We start from the raw sequence: 16,192 nt of genomic DNA, 5'->3' as shown, positions 1-16,192 counted from the left end.
GCCCTGATCTTTCGGCCCCCTCGGGGCGTTCGCTGGGGGCATGACCCATCGTGACTCCGCGCGCGGCCCCGACGCGCCGGTCGACCCTGACGCGTCCCCCCGGCCGGCGCTCGACGAGCCGGTGCTCCGGGTGGCCGGGCTGACGCTGGCCGGCGACGAGGCGGCCCGGACCGGCGGCGAGGAGCTGCACGGGGTGGACCTCGAGGTGCACGCCGACACCCTGCACGCGGCCGTGGGGGCACGCGGGGCCGGGACGAGGGCGCTGGTCGCCTGGCTGTCGGTCCAGGACGCGTCCACCGGCCCGGTGGCCCGTGTCGGCGTCGCCCAGGACCCTGCGCCGCTGCCCAGCCCCACCCCGCGCGACGCCCTGCGGCTCTCGGCCGGGCTGGTGCCGGACGGTGCGGACGAGGCCCTGCTGACCGGGCTCGTGGCGACGCTCGGGCTGGAGCCGCTGCTCGACCGGGACCCGGGGTCCCTGGCCGCCGGGGAGCGGCTGCGGGTGGGACTGGCCTCGGCGGCCGCCCGTCGGCCCGCGGTGCTGGTCGTGGACCACCCGGAGGCGGCACTGGACCCGACGTCCCTGGTGGACCTGGCGGACCGGCTGCACCGCCTCGTCCGCACGTTCGGGCTGACCGTCCTCGTGGGCACCGGGGACGCGGTGCTCGCCCGGGACGCCGACGCCGTCACCGTGCTCTCCCACGGCCGGGTCGTCGAGCGTCTCGGCCACCCCACGCCCCGGCAGGTGCGGGTGCTGGCCACCGAGCTGCTGCCGCGCGGCTGAGCCGTCTCGTCGGCGAGGAGGTGGTGGCGGTGACCCAGCCGATCGGCCGCCGGGCGCTGCTCGGCGGAGCGGGCGTGGTCGCGCTGGGTGCGGCCGGTGGCTGGTGGTGGGTGGCCCGGGAGTCGTCGGACCCCGCCGCGGTCACGGGCGCCGCACTCGTGGAGCCGCCGGTGCACACCTCGACCGGTGGGCTGCTGGACGTGCGCCTCGTCGCCTCGGAGGAGGTCCGTGCCCTGGCGGGCTCGGACGTGCGCTGCCTCGGGTACGGGGCGTCGGTGCCGGGGCCGACGCTGCGGGTGGCCCCGGGGGACACCCTGCGGGTGCTCCTCGTCAACGACCTCGACGAGCCGACCAACCTGCACGTGCACGGGCTGCAGGTCTCACCCACCGGCGCCTCCGACGACGTGTTCGTCAGCGTGGCGCCGGGGCAGCAGCACCAGTACGTCTACGAGATCGGTGAGGACCACCCGACCGGCACCTTCTGGTACCACGCGCACCACCACGGCTCGGTGGCCGACCAGGTCTGGCGAGGCCTGTTCGGGGCGCTGCTCGTGCTGGACCCGGCCGCCTCCGCGCGGACGGAGCGGGTGCTGGTGGTCTCCGACGTCACCCTGGCCGGTGGGGCGGTCGCCGGCGTCACCAGGCACGACCGGATGGCCGGGCGCGAGGGCGCGCTGGTGCTGGTCGACGGCCAGTCGGCCCCGGAGGTGGTCGGTGCGCCGGGCACGGTGGAGCGGTGGCGCGTCGTGAACGCGTGCACGTCGCGGTACCTGCGACCGCTGCTCTCGACCGTGGGGGCCGCGGCGGTGGCGGGTGCCGGGGTGGTGGCCCGCGACGGGCGGGACCTGGCCTCGGGTCTCGGCGTGGGTGAGGTCGTGGTGCCGCCGGGCGGCCGGGCCGACTTGGTCGTGCCGGTCGGCCAGGAGGACCTCGTGCTCACCACCGCGCCGGTCGACCGTGGGGCGGGCACCGGTGGGACGGCGGGCGGGGGGACGGGCGGCATGATGGGCGGTGCCTCGGACGAACAGCCCTCCACCCTGCTGACGCTGCGAGCCACGGGGCCCGGTGCCCCTCCCTCGTCCTCTCCCGCGACCACGGCCCCGCCCGGCCCGTCGGGAACGACCGCCCCGCCCCGCGACCTGCGCGACGTCGAGCCCGACCGCCGTCGCACGCTGACGCTGACCTCGGGGATGGGGCAGGGGATGGGCGGGGGGATGCTGTTCGGCATCGACGGACGGACGTTCCAGGCCGGGCGCACCGACCACACCGTCACGCTCGGCACGGTGGAGGAGTGGACGCTGGTCAACGACACGACCATGGACCACCCGTTCCACCTGCACGTGTGGCCCATGCAGGTCCTGGACGGCGGCGAGGCGCCGCTCCTGCTGGACACCGTCGACGTGCCGGCCGGGCATCGGGTGGTGGTGCGGGTCGCCTTCGACGCCTTCCCCGGGCGGACGGTGTACCACTGCCACGTCCTGGACCACGAGGACCTCGGCATGATGGGCACCCTGGAGGCCCTGCGCCCGTGACCGCGGGCCGGACGGGTCCGTACCCTGGTCGCCGCGTGACCTCCCCGACCGCCGTCACCGGCAGCACCGGCGCGCGCCGTGCTGCGCTGGTGGTCGTCGTCGGGCTGCTGGCCGTGGGCGTGCTGCTCATGCACGCGGTCTCCGGCCACACCGGGCACGGCGCGGCCGAGCACGGCACGGCGACGGGCCACGCCGAGGTGGCCGCCTCGGCCCCCGAGCACGTCGGCTGGATGGTCACCGCGGCCGGCACGGCCGTGGAGGTGACCGTGGCGGACACGGTCAGCTGCATGGGCTCCTCGCTCTCCGGGGTGGCCGGCTCCCACGGGGGCGTCCTCGGCGGGTGCCTGGCGCTGCTGACGCTGCTCCTGCTCCTTTTGGCGGCGCACCGCACCCCGGTCCGGCACCTGCGCCGCGACCCCGGTGCGCTCGCGCACCGACCGCTGCGCGCACCCTCCGGTGCCGCGGCTCCCGACCTGCACGCCCTCTCGGTCCTGCGCTGCTGAGCGGCCCGGCGACGCACCGGCGTCGCCGTCGTCCGCACCAGCGCCACCACACCGCACCGAGAAGGAGCACTCCCGTGCCCGCACGCACCCCTGCCCGCAGCACCTCCACCCGGGCCCGCGCCGCCCTGCTGGTCGCCGTCCTCCCCGCCGCAGCGCTCACCGCCTGCGCCGACGACGGCACTCCCGAGGCACAGTTCAACGACGCCGACGTGGCCTTCGTCAGCGGCATGCTGCCCCACCACACCCAGGCCATCGACATGGTGGAGATGTCGGCCGGCCGTGACCTGCGCCCCGCGGTCGCCGACCTGATGGCCGACGTCGAGGCCGCGCAGGCCCCCGAGATCGAGACCATGACGCAGTGGCTGGAGATGCGGGGCGTGGAGACCGCCGACGACGGCCACGCCCACGAGCACGGCAGCGAGGACCTCGCCGACTCGATGATGACCGCCCAGGACATGGCCGACCTCGAGGACGCCGGCGACCGCGCGTTCGAGCGCCTGTGGCTGGAGCTGATGATCGAGCACCACGAGGGCGCCGTCGCCATGGCCGAGACGGAGCTGGCCGACGTCACCAACCCCGTCGCCCAGGAGATGGCCCAGGACATCGTGGACTCCCAGTCCGCCGAGAGCACCCTGATGGAGGGTCTGCTGTGAGGGCCTCCCTCGCCGCCGGCCTCGTGCTGGGTGGTCTCGGGCTGGCGGGGCTCTCCGCCTGCGGCGCCGACGAGGGTCCCTCCGCGGTCGACCTGACCCACGTGCACGGCATCGCGGTCGACCCCGTGGACCCCGGCACCGTGCTGATCGCCACCCACGAGGGGCTCGTGGCCTGGGACGGCGACGAGACGGCCCGCGTCGGCGGCATCTCCAGCGACCTCATGGGCTTCGCCGTGGGCGGCGACCGCCTCTACGCCAGCGGCCACCCCGGCGAGGACGAGGCGGGGCCGGGCAACCTCGGCCTCCTCAGCTCCGGGGACGACGGGGCGTCGTGGGCGGAGGTCTCGCTCGGGGGCACCGTCGACTTCGACGCGCTCGACGCCTGGGACGGCGGCGTCGTCGGCTTCGACGGTGCGTCGGGGTCCGTCCTGGTCTCCGAGGACGAGGGCGCGTCGTGGACGACCGTGGCGACCGATGCGGCCGTCGCCGACCTGGCCGCCGACGACGGCCGGATCGTCGCGACCACGGGCAACGGGCCGCAGCTGAGCACCGACGGTGGCGCCACGTTCACGCCGCTGCCCGACGCCCCGCTGCTGGTCCTCGTCGACCTGGCCCCGGACGGCACCCTCGTCGGGGTCGGCGTCGACGGCGTCCTGCGCACCAGCGAGGACCTGAGCACCTGGACGGAGGGCGCCGCCGTCGACGGCGAGCTCCGCGCCCTCGCGGCCGGGCCGGACGGGCACGTGTGGGTCGCCACCAGCGAGGGGCTCGAGCGCAGCAGCGACGGCGGCGCAACGCTCGAGACCGTCACCACCTGGTAGTCGGCGCCGTCGGCCACCCCGACGAGGGGCACCGGGCCGTGGCGGGAGGCACTAGCCTCCCGCCATGGCCACCCTCGTGCTCACCGTCATCGGCGACGACCGCGCCGGCCTCGTCTCCGCCCTCTCCGCGGCGATCTCCGACCACCGCGGCTCCTGGCAGCGCTCCGAGATGGCGCGGCTGGCGGGCAAGTTCGCCGGTGTCGTCCTCGTGGACGTCCCCGACAGCCAGGTGGTGGCGCTGGAGGCCGCGCTGGTCGACCTCTCCGCGGCGGGCCTCACGGTCGGGGTCGCGCCCGCCCAGCCGGACAGCCGGTCCGAGGACGCCGCGGGCGTCGACCACTGGCACCTGCACCTGGTCGGGCAGGATCGCCCCGGCATCCTGGCCGAGGTCTCCGCAGCGCTGGCCGGCCACGGGGTCGGCATCGACGAGCTGGCCACCTCGGTCACCGAGGCCCCGATGGCGGGCGGTCTGCTGTTCGAGGTCGAGGCCCGGCTGAGCGTGCCGGCCGACCTGGACGCGGCGGCGGTGAGCGGCCCGCTGGAGCGGTTGGCCGACGAGCTGATGGTCGACCTCACGATGGGGCCCGGCGCCGACCGGACCTGAGGTTCCCGGGATGAGCGCCGTGCCGGACACGGACGAGGGCCGCTCGACGAGCCGGCGGCTCGAGCGCCGCGCGCGCCACGTGCGCCGCGCCGGACGCCAGGTGGGGGACCGGGTCACCGGCCACGTCCGCGAGCGTCGGGACGAGGCGGAGCGCCGCGCCCTCGCGCACGCCGACCGGGTGCGCGACCGGCTCCCGCGCCCGCTGCGGGCCGTGTGGGACCTGACGGTGGTGACGGTCCGCGAGACCTTCGACGACCGGGTGCCCGGGCTGGCGGCGGAGACGGCGCTGTTCACGCTCATCTCGCTGCCGGCGCTGCTGCTGGTGCTGCTCGGCTCGCTGGGCTACGTCGCGGCGGCGCTGGACGCCGAGAACACCCAGCAGCTGGAGACGGTGGTCTACGGGCTGCCGTCCACGGTGCTCTCCGACTCCACCTACGCGGCCTACTCCGACGTCGCCGAGCAGGTGCTCTCCCAGGGCCGCGCGGACGTGGCGGGCATCGGCCTGGTGCTGGCGCTGTGGACCGGGTCGCGGGCGGTCAACCGCTCGCTGGAGACGATCGTGATCGCCTACGACGCCGAGGCCGAGGCGCGCTCGGGCTGGAAGCGGCGCATCCTCGCCTTCTTCCTGACGGTGGCCGGGCTGGTGGGCGCCGTGGCGATCCTGCCGCTGCTGGTGCTCGGGCCGCGGCTGCTGCGCGCGCTGATGCCGGACGGCGCGGCGAACTCGCTGCTGGACGCCACGTCCTGGCTCTACTACCCGGCGCTGGGCCTGCTGGTGATGGCCGCCCTGACGACGCTCTACCACGTCGGCGTCCCGTGGCGGACGCCGTGGCGCCGGGACCTGCCGGGGGCCGTGCTGGCCATGGTCGGCTGGGTCCTCGCGGCGGCCGGGCTGCGGGCCTACCTGCTGGTCAGCGGCACCGGTGACGTCGCCTACCGGCAGATGGGCACCCCGATCGCGGTGGTGCTGTGGCTGTGGATCTCGGCGATCGTGGTGCTGGTCGGGGCCGAGCTCAACGCCGAGATCGAGCGGATGTGGCCCTCCACGGACCAGGGGCGACTGCGCCGCGCGGACCAGGGCGGCGGCGATCCGGAGCAGCGACGCCGGGCCGGGCGGGAGCCCGACCCGGCGTCGTGAGGCGCGCCGGGACCGCCTGCGTCAGTCGGCGGAACCGGTGGGGGAGTCGACCGTCGAGCCGGCACCCGTGCTGCGCGGCGCGTGGCCGAGCCGGCGCACGAGCCCCTCGCCCTCGATGTCGAGGTTGGGCAGCACCTTGGCCAGCCAGCGGGGCATCCACCAGATCCGCTCACCGATGATCGCCATCACGGCCGGCACGATGAGCATGCGGACCAGGAACGCGTCGGCCAGCACGCCGATCGCCAGCGCGAAGCCGATCGACTTGATGATCACGTCGTCGGCCAGCGCGAAGCCCGCGAACACGCCGATCATGATCAACGCGGCGGCCACCACGACCCGGGAGCTGTGCTGGAAGCCGTCGATCACCGCGCGACGGGCCTCGGTGCCGTGCACCCAGGCCTCGCGCATCCGGGTCACGAGGAACACCTCGTAGTCCATCGCCAGGCCGAACAGGATGCCGGTGAGCAGGATGGGCAGCAGGAACATCACCGGGGACTCGCCGTCGAGCCCGATGACGGAGCCCAGCCAGCCCCACTGGAAGACGGCCACGGTCGCGCCCAGCGAGATGCCCACCGAGAGCAGGAAGCCGAGGGCAGCCTTGAGCGGCACCAGCAGGGAGCGGAACACCAGCACCAGCAGGACGAAGGCCAGGCCCACCACGACCAGCAGGTACTTCGGGAACGCGGCGGCCAGCTCGTCGGAGATGTCGACCCCGACGGCGGTCTGACCGGTCACCAGCGCGCGGGCGCCGGTCTCGTCCTCGAGGTCGGCCAGGGTGCTGCGGATGTCGCTGACCAGGTCCTTGGTGGCCTGGTCCGAGGGGCCGGAGGAGGGGATGACGGTGATGGTGGCGAACTGGACCGCGTCCAGCTGCTGGGCGAAGGCCTGCTGGGCCTTCGCGGAGTCGCTGGTCACGGCCGGCACGATCGCGGTGACGTCGTCGGAGACGCCGCCCAGCTCGGCGAAGGCCGTCTGGTAGGCCGCGGCCGGGTCGTCGGCGCCGGCGGTGTCGACGACGACGACCAGCGGGCCGTTGAAGCCGGGGCCGAAGTTGTCGGAGATGAGGTCGTAGGCGATCCGGGCGTCGCTGCCCTCGGCGGCCGTGCCGTTGTCGGGCAGGGCCAGCTCCATCGAGGCGACCGGGATCGAGACGACCGCGGCCAGCGCGATGCCGCCGACCACGGCGGGCCAGCGGAAGCGGCTCAGGAACGAGGCCCAGCGAGTGCCCAGGTGCGCCTTGGCGGGGGTGCCGCTCGCCTCGGCCTGCTCCTCCGCGACCGCCTTGCGGGCGGCGCGGCCGATGGCGCGGTTGCCGCCGAAGCCCAGGATGGCGGGCAGCAGGGTGAGGGAGAGGACCACGGTGACGGCGACCATCGCGGCGGCCGCGACGCCCATCTGGGTCAGGAAGCCGATGCCGACCACCGTGAGGCCGGCCAGCGCGATGATGACGGTGAGGCCCGCGAAGATCACGGCGGAGCCCGCGGTGCCGACGGCGACGCCGGCCGCCTCCTCGCGGTCGCGCCCCTCGGCGACCTCGTGCTGGTAGCGGGACATGATGAACAGCGCGTAGTCGATGCCGACCGCCAGGCCGAGCATGGAGCCCAGCGCGGGCGTGGTCGAGGAGAGCTCGACGAAGCCCGTCATGATCGTGATGCCGAGGAAGCCGACGCCGACGCCGATGAGCGCGGTGAGCAGCGGCATGCCGGCAGCGACCAGCGAGCCGAAGGTCAGGGTGAGGACCACGAGAGCGACGGCGATGCCGACGACCTCGCCGACCGGGGGTGCGGTCTCGGGCGCGACGGCGTCACCGCCGACGGCCACGAGCAGGCCCGCGTCCTCGCCGGTGGTCTTGACGTCGTCGAGGGCGTCGCGGTCGGCCTCGGTCATCTCGATGGCCTGGACGGTGTAGGAGACCGAGGCGTAGGCGACCGTGCCGTCCTGGCTGATGGTGCCGGTGGTGAACGGGTCCGAGACGCTCACGACGTCCTCGGTCTGCACGGCGGCCAGCGCGTCGCTCACGGCCTGCTGGTTGGCGGGGTCGGTGAGCGTCTCGCCGTCCGGGGCCTGGAAGACCACCTGCGCCGTCGCGCCGTCGATGCCGGAGTCGGGGGTGCGGTCCTCGATCAGGGAGAACGCGTCGGTCGACTCGATCCCGTCCAGCTCGAAGTTGTCGGAGGTCTCACCCCCCAGCGTGGTCGCGGCGATGCCCACGGCGACCAGGAGGGCCAGCCACAGGCTCGCCACCAGTCGGCGGTGCCGGAACGAGCCCCTTCCGAGTCGGAACAGGTGCCATGCCATCGCGGGTCCTCCATCAGGGTTCGGGTCCGCCGGGCGATCCACAGGTGTGTCTCGATCACACCATCGGTCGGCGACAGGGTCGAGTGTAGGCAAATCTGGAAGTAACTCCCAAGATGGGAGTTACTGTTAGCATGCCCACATGGGACTGCGTGAGGAGAACGCCGCGAGGACGCGGCGCACCATCCTGGACGTCGCTCTCGGCCTGTTCCTCGACCATGGCTACGAGAGCACGACGATGGAGGAGATCGCCGCGGCCGCCGGCGTCGGCTCCTCGACCCTCTACCGCTACTTCGCCTCCAAGGACCTCCTGCTGGTCGAGCCGCTCCAGGTGGTCGGGCGTCTCGCGGACGCCCTGCTGCGACGTCCCGAGCAGGAGCCGATCGAGGTGGCGCTGGGGGAGATGCTGCTGGACGTGCTCGCGGCGCCCCGCGAGCACAGCCTGGTGACGCGCGCCCAGGCCGTCGTCCTCGCCACCCCGTCCGTGCGCGGCCGGGTGCTGGAGCTGGTCGCCGACGAGCGCCGCGACCTGGAGCAGGCCGTGCTCGCGCGGATGGGCCGCGAGCGCGGCGACCTCCAGGCGCTGATGACGGCCCGCACGGCCGGCCTCGTCCTGGAGTACTACTCCGAGCTCTCCGAGCAGATGCAGGCCGACGGGGTGTGGACGCCCGAGGTCGAGGTGCGCCGCGAGGACATCGCCGTGCACCTGCGCGAGACGCTCGCCCGCCTGACGACCGCGCCGCCGCTGCTGCCGCGGCTCCCGTGAGGGCGGCCCGCCCGGGTCCTCGCTAGGGTCGGGGCAAGCCCGGCGGCGACCGGGACGTCGCAGACCCGTGGAGCGTGTCATGGCCTCGTTCACCCTCATCCGCACCCTCGACCGCCCGTGGGCCGAGACCGTCGAGGCGACCCGGGCCGCCCTGGCCGAGCAGGGCTTCGGCGTGCTCACCGAGATCGACATGCAGGCCACGCTCAAGGCCAAGATCGACGTCGACATCGCGCCCCAGGTCATCCTCGGCGCCTGCCGTCCGCCGCTGGCCCACGCGGCCATCCAGGCCGAGCCGTCGATCGCCGCCGTCCTGCCGTGCAACGTCGTCGTCCGCGAGACCGAGGCCGGCACCGTCGTCGAGGCGTTCGACCCCCAGGCCATGGTGGGCCTCGCCGGCGTGGACGCGGACGCGCCGCTGTGCGGCGTGGCCGAGGACGCCCGGACGCGGCTCCAGGCCGCGCTCGCCGCGCTCTGACCCGGTGTCGCTGCTCCAGATCGGCGAGGTCGCCGAGCGCGTCGGGCTGAGCCTGCGCAGCATCCGCTACTACGAGGAGATGCGTCTCGTCGTGCCCGCGGACCGCTCCGCCGGCGGGTTCCGGCTCTACGCCGACGCCGACGTGGACCGCCTGCTGCTGATCAAGCGGATGAAGCCGCTCGGCTTCCCGCTCGAGGCCATGCGGGACCTGCTGGAGGTCGTCGACGCCCTGGACGCCGGCGCGGCCGGTGCGCAGCGCGCGGCGCTGCTCGAGCGGCTGGCCGCCGTCCACGCCCAGGCCACCGAGCGCGCGGAGAAGGCGCGCCGCGAGCTGGGCATGGCCGAGGAGTTCGCGACGGGTCTCGGGGACCGTCTGGAGGCGCTGTCCGACGCCCCGGCCGGCGTGCCGATCGACGGTCCGACCGACGGAGCAGGTGTCCCGGATCACACCACGGAGTCGGGCTCGGGGAGTTCAACCCTTCCGTAACGGAAGGGTAGGGTCACGGCACGTGTCAGCCACCGCCACCTCGACCGTGACCGACGACCCCGAGGGCCACCTCGTCCGGACCGTCCTCCGCAGCCCGCGCCTCCTGCGCCGCGAGCTCGTGGCCGGCCTGGTCGTCGCCCTCGCCCTCATCCCCGAGGCGATCTCGTTCTCGATCATCGCCGGCGTCGACCCGCGCCTCGGCCTGTTCGCCTCGTTCACGATGGCCGTGACCATCGCGATCGTCGGTGGCCGCCCCGCGATGATCTCGGCCGCCACCGGCGCCGTCGCGCTCGTGGTGGCGCCCGTGGCGCTGAACTACGGCGTCGACTACCTCATCGCCACGGTGCTGCTGGCCGGCCTCTTCCAGATCGTGCTGGGCGTGCTAGGCGTGGCCAAGCTGATGCGGTTCGTGCCGCGCTCGGTCATGGTCGGCTTCGTCAACGCGCTGGCGATCCTCATCTTCACCGCGCAGCTGCCCAACCTCATCGACGTGCCGTGGGCGGTCTACCCGATGGTGGCGCTCGGGCTGCTGATCATCGTCGGCATGCCGCGGGTGACCCAGCTGGTGCCGGGGCCGCTGGTCGCCATCGTCATCATCACCGCCATCGTCCTGGCCAGCGGGATGTCGCTGCCGAACGTCGGCGACGAGGGCGCGCTGCCGGAGTCCCTGCCGTCCCTGGTGATCCCCGACGTGCCGTTCTCCCTCGACACGCTCGAGATCATCGCCCCCTACGCCCTGGCGATGGCGCTGGTCGGCCTGCTCGAGTCCCTGATGACCGCCAAGTTCGTCGACGACATCACCGACTCCGGCTCGTCCAAGACCCGCGAGGCCTGGGGCCAGGGCGTGGCCAACATCGTCACCGGTGCCTTCGGCGGCATGGGCGGCTGCGCGATGATCGGCCAGACCATGATCAACGTGCGCATCTCCGGCGCGCGCAGCCGGCTCTCCACCTTCAGCGCCGGCGTGCTGCTGCTGATCCTGGTCGTGGGCCTCGGCGACCTGGTGGCCCGCATCCCGATGGCCGCGCTGGTCGCGGTGATGATCATGGTCTCGGTCGGCACCTTCGACTGGCACAGCCTGCGCACGCTGCACTCCATGCCGCGCAGCGAGACCGCCGTCATGCTCGCCACGGTCGTGGTCACCGTCCTCACCCACAACCTCGCCTACGGCGTCATCGTGGGTGTGCTCATCGCCTCGGTGCTCTTCGCCCAGCGGGTGGCCCACCTGGCCCGCGTCGAGCGCGCGGTGGTCGTCGAGGACGGGGCCGAGGTGGCCCGCTACACCGTCAGCGGTGAGCTGTTCTTCGCCTCCAGCAACGACCTCTACGCGCAGTTCCACTACGCGGAGGACCCGGACCGCGTGGTCATCGACCTGACCGACTCCCACATCTGGGACGCCTCGACCGTCGCGGCGCTCGACTCGGTCACCACGAAGTACGGCCGCAAGGGCAAGACGGTGGAGATCCACGGGCTCAACGAGGACTCGACCGCCCGCCACGAGCGGCTCTCGGGCAACCTCGGCTGACGGCCCGCTCGTTTTGGCAGGACGCGGTCGCGAGCTCGACCCTGAGCACGTGACCGCGTCCCAGCCCGAGACCCCGACCCCGGCGCAGGAACCTGCGCAGCAGGCCCCCGCCGTCGTGCCGCACTCCCGCCTGGAGAACGTGCTGGGCGTGCTGACCGGCACCTGGACGGTGAGCTTCGGCGTCTCGCTGCTCACCCACGTCGGCGCGGTCACCGGCGGCACCGCGGGCCTCGCGATCGTCGTCTCCTACGCGCTCGGCCTGCCCTTCGGCGTCATGTTCGTGCTGGTCAACCTGCCGTTCTTCGCGGTCGCGGTGTTCACCAAGGGCTGGCAGTTCACCGTGCGCAGCCTGGTCTCGGTGGTGCTGGTCTCGGTCTTCGCCAGCGCGCACGCGCACTTCGCGGTGCTGGGGGACCTGGCCTCCCCCTACGCGGTGCTCACCGGCAACCTGCTGGTCGGCATCGGCCTGCTGATCGTGTTCCGGCACGGCTCGAGCCTCGGCGGCTTCAACATCGTCGCCCTCCTGGCCCAGGAGCGGCTCGGCCTCCGTGCCGGCTACGTGCAGATGGTGCTCGACGTCTGCGTGGTGCTCGCCGGCTTCGCCGTGCAGGCGCCCGCCATCGTCCTGCTCTCCGCCGTGGGCGCGGCGCTGCTCAACCTCGTGCTCGCGATCAACCACCGCCCGGGCCGGTACACCGGGGCCTGAGCGCTGAGCCCTGAGCCCTGGAACCCGGGGCACCGGCCCGACGGAAGCGGTCGCTCAGTCCAGCGCGCCGGCCAGGTCGGAGGCGTCCGCAGGGCGGCTGTGCTGCGCCAGCAGCGCCACCGCGGCGTCCGTCCTGCCGAAGACGTTCCAGCCGAGCACGCCGACCACCTCGTCGTCGGTGAGGTAGTAGACGATCCGGCCGCCGTCGCCGGCGTCCTCCACGAACGTCTCCAGCGAGGCGTCGAGCGTGCCCACGGCCTCGTAGCCGAGGTCGAAGAGGTCGGAGTAGAACATCGGCGTGTGGTCGTAGACCTCCTCCGCGCCAGCCAGGTTGCGTCCGGCGACGGCGCCCATGGTGGTGGCGTTGTCGACGTGCTCCACCCGGCGCAGGCCGAGCACGGCGTCCGGGTAGGTCACCACGTCGCCGCAGGCCCACACGTCGGGCGCGGAGGTGCGCAGCCGGTCGTCCACCAGGATGCTGCCGTCCTCGGCGCGCCGCAGCGATCCCGACAGGAAGCCGGTGGCCGGCTCGATGCCGAGCCCCACGACCGCCACGTCGGCCTCCACGACGGATCCGTCGGAGAGGTTGAGCCGCACGCCGTCACCCTCCTCGTCCCCGTCGGTGACCCGTGCCCCGGCGAGCACGGTCGCACCGTGGGAGCGGAACTCCTGGTCCAGCTCGCGCGCGAGCTCGGTGGGGTAGGTCTTCTCACCGAGCACCTCGTCGGGGTGGACGAGGGTGACCTGGCAGCCCTCGCCCAGCATCGCGGCGGCGATCTCGGTGCCGATGTAGCCGCCACCCACGACGGCGACGTGCGGCTTGACGTCGGCCAGGCCGTCACCGGAGGTCAGCGCGCGCAGGCGCTCGTAGTCGCGCAGCGAGCGGTAGTACAGCACCCGTTCGCCCTCGGGCAGACCCTCGAGCGTGCGCGGGTGCCCACCGGTCGCGACCAGCAGCCGGCCGTAGGAGTAGGTGTCACCGTTGGCGCAGGTCACCGACCGGGCATCGGTGTCGACCCCGACGACACGGTGCTCGAGCAGGACGTCGGCGCGGGCCGCCTCGACGGTGCCGAGCCAGTTCTCGTCCCGGGTGAAGTCGGGGTCGGTCCACAGCTTCTTGCTCAGCGCCGGCCGGGGGAACGGCTGGGTCGGCTCCTCGGACAGGATGCCGATGGTGCCGTTCTCGTCCTTCTCGCGGATCGCCTGCGCGGCGGCGTCGGCGCTCATGCCGCCGCCGATGATCAGGTAGTCGTAGCGCGTCATGGCTCTCTCCTCTCGTCGGGGCCGGGTCAGATCGTCGCCACCGAGCCGGCGTCGACCCGGTAGTTGGAGCCGTTGACGAAGCTGGCGGCCTCGGAGCACAGGAAGACGATGACGTTGGCGACCTCGTCGGGCTCGCCGCGGCGGCCGAGCTCCATGTGCGGGCGCTGGTCGGAGAGGAACGTCTCGACGGCCTCGTCGAAGGACATGTCCTCCATCTTCGAGCGGCGCTCCATCATCTTGTCCGTCATCGGCGTGTGGATGAAGGCGGGGGAGACGCAGTTGACCAGCAGGCCCTCGCCCGCGTAGGTCTGCGAGAGGCCCTTGGCGAAGGCGAGGACGCCGGCCTTGGCCGAGCAGTAGGGGATCTCGTCGTCGTAGGGCTGCACGGCGTCCTCGGAGGCGAGGAAGACCGCGCGGCCCCAGCCGCCGCGGCGCAGCGCGGGCAGCACGGCGCGGGTCACGCGGACCGGCGCGAGCAGGTCGGTGGTGAGGGTGGAGACCCAGCCCTCGTCGTCGATCTCGTGGAAGAGGCCCTGCGCGCCGGTCACGCCCGCGCAGTGCACCAGGATGTCGAGCGAGCCGCCGTCGAGGATCTCCTCGACCCGCGCGCCGAGGGCCTGGCAGGCCTCGTCGGTGGAGAGGTCGGCGGTGACCGTGTGCAGGCGGCCCTCCGGCGCCTCGAGCTTCTCCGCGGACGCGGCGAGCGACTGCTCGTCCATGTCGCTGAGGATGACGGTGGCGCCCTCGTCGAGCAGCAGTCGGGCGGTGTTCCAGCCGATGCCGGAGTCGCCTCCGGTGACGAGCGCGGTGCGGCCGGTGATGCCGAGGTCCATGCGGGAGTCCTTCCGTGTCCTCCGCGCGGGCGGACCGCGCGGAGGGGGGTGCTGGTGGGTTCTCCTCCTCGGTTCCCCGCAGCGCGCCCGCTCGCCCTCACCCGAGGGGGAGCCATCCGTTCGGACGAACCGCGACAGGTGACCCGGCGCCCGCCGGCGTCAGCTGGCCCCGTCAGCTGGCCCCGTCAGCCCACCGGCGTGGCGGTGACCGTGAGGGTCTGCTCGAGCCCGTCGTCGCGGGGGGTGCCCTCGCAGGACCAGACCGAGCCGCGGTCGCAGCGGTACCGGGTGGAGGCGTTGACCAGCGTGACGGAGACGGCCTGCACGGTGCCGTGGTCGAACGGCACCGAGACGGACGCCAGCCCCGCCTCGTCCGCCGTGACGAGGCGGCGGGTGAGGGTGCCGTCGGCCCGTCGCACGACCACGACGTAGGCGGCGGAGGCGACCTCCGCGCGCTGGGCGTCGACCTCGACCACGAGCCGGTAGCCGTCGGTGACCCGGGAGGCCGGTCGGACCAGGACGGAGCTGCTGGTCAGGTGGTCGAGCGTGCTGGTGCGGGTCCAGGTGGGGGTGCCGACCCCCAGGGTGTGGGTCTCGACGGGGGCGCTCGGCCAGGTGCGGCCCTCTTCGTAGGCACGGCCGGGGGTGAGGTTGTCGGCCGCGAACCGGGCGTAGGCGCGGACGAAGCCGCCCTCGGGGGCCAGGGCCCGGGTCGTGGCGCGGATCGAGAAGGTCTGCCCGGCCCCCGCGTAGGCGCCGGCCTGCCGCCAGGCACGGCGGACGACGGCGGCGTTCGCCTCGTCCTGCACGTGCTGCCAGAACGCCCACTGCCCGTAGACGGCGAGCGATCCGGGGGTGGACTCGTCGAGCGGCAGCTCGGGATGCCGCACCTGGCCCGCCCGCAGGTACTGGCGGTTGTCGTCGACCTTGTCGGCGACGACCTCCTCCATCCACGTGGCGGTGGACTCCATGAACCAGGCGTCCTCGGTGTAGTCGTAGGCGAACTGCACGGCGTGGAAGAACTCGTGGGCAGCCGTCACCCGCAGGGTCTCGGCCGGGGCGGCCCCGTACTCGGCGCGGGCGAAGTCGTCGTCGAGCACGCAGTAGCCGCCGCCCACCTGCGGGCGCGCGGTGAGCCGGAAGTCGGGCGCGCAGTAGCCGTAGAGGCCCTGGTCGGCGAGCTGCGTCAGGTAGACGTCGAACCGGCCGTCGCCGCCGTTGGCCGGCCGGCCGAGCGACCCGTCGCTCAGCGGCCGGCGGTAGCCCAGACGCCCCACCTCGGTGGCCCACGTGGCCTCCATGACCTTCAGGGTGCGTCGCACCCAGGCCAGCGTGGCGGCGTCCGGGCCGGAGGTGACGAAGTGGACGCACACGTGCTCGCGGCAGCGGACCTTCGAGCCGCGGTCGAAGGCGTCGGAGTCCCAGGAGTCGGTGGGCCGCGCGAGCAGCGCGTCGGCGTCCTCGCGGTCGGTGGCAGACAGGTCGCCGCGCAGCAGGAACAGGTCGCGCAGCGCGAGGGTGGCGTCGAGGCCGGTGCCGCGCGCCGGTACTTGTGCGGCACCGGCGCGGGAGGCGGTCTGCGGCGTCGCGGCGAGGGCCGCCCGCGCCGTGGCGAGCGCGGCTGCCGCGGGGGCGCTGGAGGCCTGGTCGTCGTCGTCCGCGGCGGCCGGGGCGACGAGGACCAGCGCCGAGGCGAGCGACAGGACGAGCGCCCTCACGAGCCCGCTCGCCGGCCCACGGAGCGGCCCCCCGAGGAGCCCGCGGGCGGGCGGGGTCGCGGGCGCAGCCGGGGAGACGGCCGACGGACGGG

General features: G+C 74.0%; 16 protein-coding genes. 12 read left to right on the top strand and 4 right to left on the bottom strand.

Annotation, left to right across the window (positions count from 1 at the left end):
* Positions 1–40 precede the first annotated feature (40 nt).
* From M8330_RS03000 to M8330_RS02970, 7 genes are all read left to right on the top strand, one after another.
* A complete protein-coding gene (locus M8330_RS03000; RefSeq protein WP_250826130.1) occupies positions 41–781 on the top strand; it encodes an ABC transporter ATP-binding protein in 741 nt (246 codons plus the stop codon).
* Between the two features lie 29 nt (positions 782–810).
* Positions 811–2,313, top strand: coding sequence for a multicopper oxidase domain-containing protein (locus M8330_RS02995; RefSeq protein WP_250826129.1), 1,503 nt, complete (start codon positions 811–813; stop codon positions 2,311–2,313).
* A gap of 35 nt (positions 2,314–2,348) precedes the next feature.
* The gene (locus M8330_RS02990) at positions 2,349–2,816 is read left to right on the top strand and encodes a DUF6153 family protein (protein WP_250826128.1); all 468 of its coding nucleotides are present in this window, start codon (positions 2,349–2,351) and stop codon (positions 2,814–2,816) included.
* 74 nt (positions 2,817–2,890) lie between these two features.
* Positions 2,891–3,469 (top strand): DUF305 domain-containing protein, encoded by a 579-nt coding sequence (locus M8330_RS02985; RefSeq protein WP_308196229.1) that lies wholly within the window; start codon positions 2,891–2,893, stop codon positions 3,467–3,469.
* Positions 3,466–4,290 (top strand): F510_1955 family glycosylhydrolase, encoded by an 825-nt coding sequence (locus M8330_RS02980; protein ID WP_250826127.1) that lies wholly within the window; start codon positions 3,466–3,468, stop codon positions 4,288–4,290. The genes M8330_RS02985 and M8330_RS02980 overlap by 4 nt, the downstream gene beginning before the upstream one ends.
* A gap of 64 nt (positions 4,291–4,354) precedes the next feature.
* The gene (locus M8330_RS02975) at positions 4,355–4,894 is read left to right on the top strand and encodes a glycine cleavage system transcriptional repressor (RefSeq protein ID WP_250826126.1); all 540 of its coding nucleotides are present in this window, start codon (positions 4,355–4,357) and stop codon (positions 4,892–4,894) included.
* A gap of 10 nt (positions 4,895–4,904) precedes the next feature.
* Entirely contained in the window at positions 4,905–6,032 is a 1,128-nt protein-coding gene (locus M8330_RS02970) for a YihY/virulence factor BrkB family protein (protein ID WP_250826125.1), read from the top strand.
* A 21-nt stretch (positions 6,033–6,053) separates the two neighbouring features.
* Here M8330_RS02970 and M8330_RS02965 read toward each other — a convergent pair whose 3' ends face one another.
* Positions 6,054–8,330, bottom strand: coding sequence for an MMPL family transporter (locus M8330_RS02965; RefSeq protein WP_250826124.1), 2,277 nt, complete (start codon positions 8,328–8,330; stop codon positions 6,054–6,056).
* 139 nt (positions 8,331–8,469) lie between these two features.
* Here M8330_RS02965 and M8330_RS02960 point away from each other — a divergent pair, with 139 nt between their 5' ends.
* From M8330_RS02960 to M8330_RS02940, 5 genes are all read left to right on the top strand, one after another.
* Entirely contained in the window at positions 8,470–9,093 is a 624-nt protein-coding gene (locus tag M8330_RS02960; protein WP_250826123.1) for a TetR/AcrR family transcriptional regulator, read from the top strand.
* A 79-nt stretch (positions 9,094–9,172) separates the two neighbouring features.
* Positions 9,173–9,568, top strand: coding sequence for a DUF302 domain-containing protein (locus M8330_RS02955; RefSeq protein ID WP_250052740.1), 396 nt, complete (start codon positions 9,173–9,175; stop codon positions 9,566–9,568).
* Positions 9,569–9,572: 4 nt separating this feature from the next.
* On the top strand, positions 9,573–10,055 hold the full coding sequence (locus M8330_RS02950) for a MerR family transcriptional regulator (protein ID WP_250826122.1): 483 nt from the start codon (positions 9,573–9,575) through the stop codon (positions 10,053–10,055).
* Between the two features lie 22 nt (positions 10,056–10,077).
* Complete coding sequence (locus tag M8330_RS02945; RefSeq protein WP_250052738.1) at positions 10,078–11,580, top strand: SulP family inorganic anion transporter; 1,503 nt, start codon at positions 10,078–10,080, stop codon at positions 11,578–11,580.
* Between the two features lie 49 nt (positions 11,581–11,629).
* Entirely contained in the window at positions 11,630–12,286 is a 657-nt protein-coding gene (locus M8330_RS02940; protein WP_250826121.1) for a DUF6198 family protein, read from the top strand.
* Between the two features lie 54 nt (positions 12,287–12,340).
* Here the strand turns inward: M8330_RS02940 and M8330_RS02935 are convergent, their stop codons facing one another.
* The 3 genes from M8330_RS02935 to M8330_RS02925 all read right to left on the bottom strand — a co-directional run bounded on the left by M8330_RS02935 (position 12,341) and on the right by M8330_RS02925 (position 16,100).
* Positions 12,341–13,549 carry an NAD(P)/FAD-dependent oxidoreductase gene (locus tag M8330_RS02935; RefSeq protein ID WP_250826120.1) on the bottom strand — a complete coding sequence of 403 codons (1,209 nt, stop codon included), beginning with the start codon at positions 13,547–13,549 and terminating at the stop codon, positions 12,341–12,343.
* A 26-nt stretch (positions 13,550–13,575) separates the two neighbouring features.
* Complete coding sequence (locus tag M8330_RS02930) at positions 13,576–14,382, bottom strand: SDR family NAD(P)-dependent oxidoreductase (protein WP_250052735.1); 807 nt, start codon at positions 14,380–14,382, stop codon at positions 13,576–13,578.
* Positions 14,383–14,567: 185 nt separating this feature from the next.
* The gene (locus M8330_RS02925) at positions 14,568–16,100 is read right to left on the bottom strand and encodes an MXAN_6640 family putative metalloprotease (protein ID WP_250826119.1); all 1,533 of its coding nucleotides are present in this window, start codon (positions 16,098–16,100) and stop codon (positions 14,568–14,570) included.
* Positions 16,101–16,192: the final 92 nt, after the last annotated feature.

Source organism: Nocardioides bruguierae (genome assembly GCF_023656415.1).
GTDB classification, from domain to species: domain Bacteria; phylum Actinomycetota; class Actinomycetes; order Propionibacteriales; family Nocardioidaceae; genus Nocardioides; species Nocardioides bruguierae.
The sequence above is the reverse complement of the archived record's forward strand: the minus strand, read 5'-3'. Positions and strand labels throughout refer to the sequence as shown.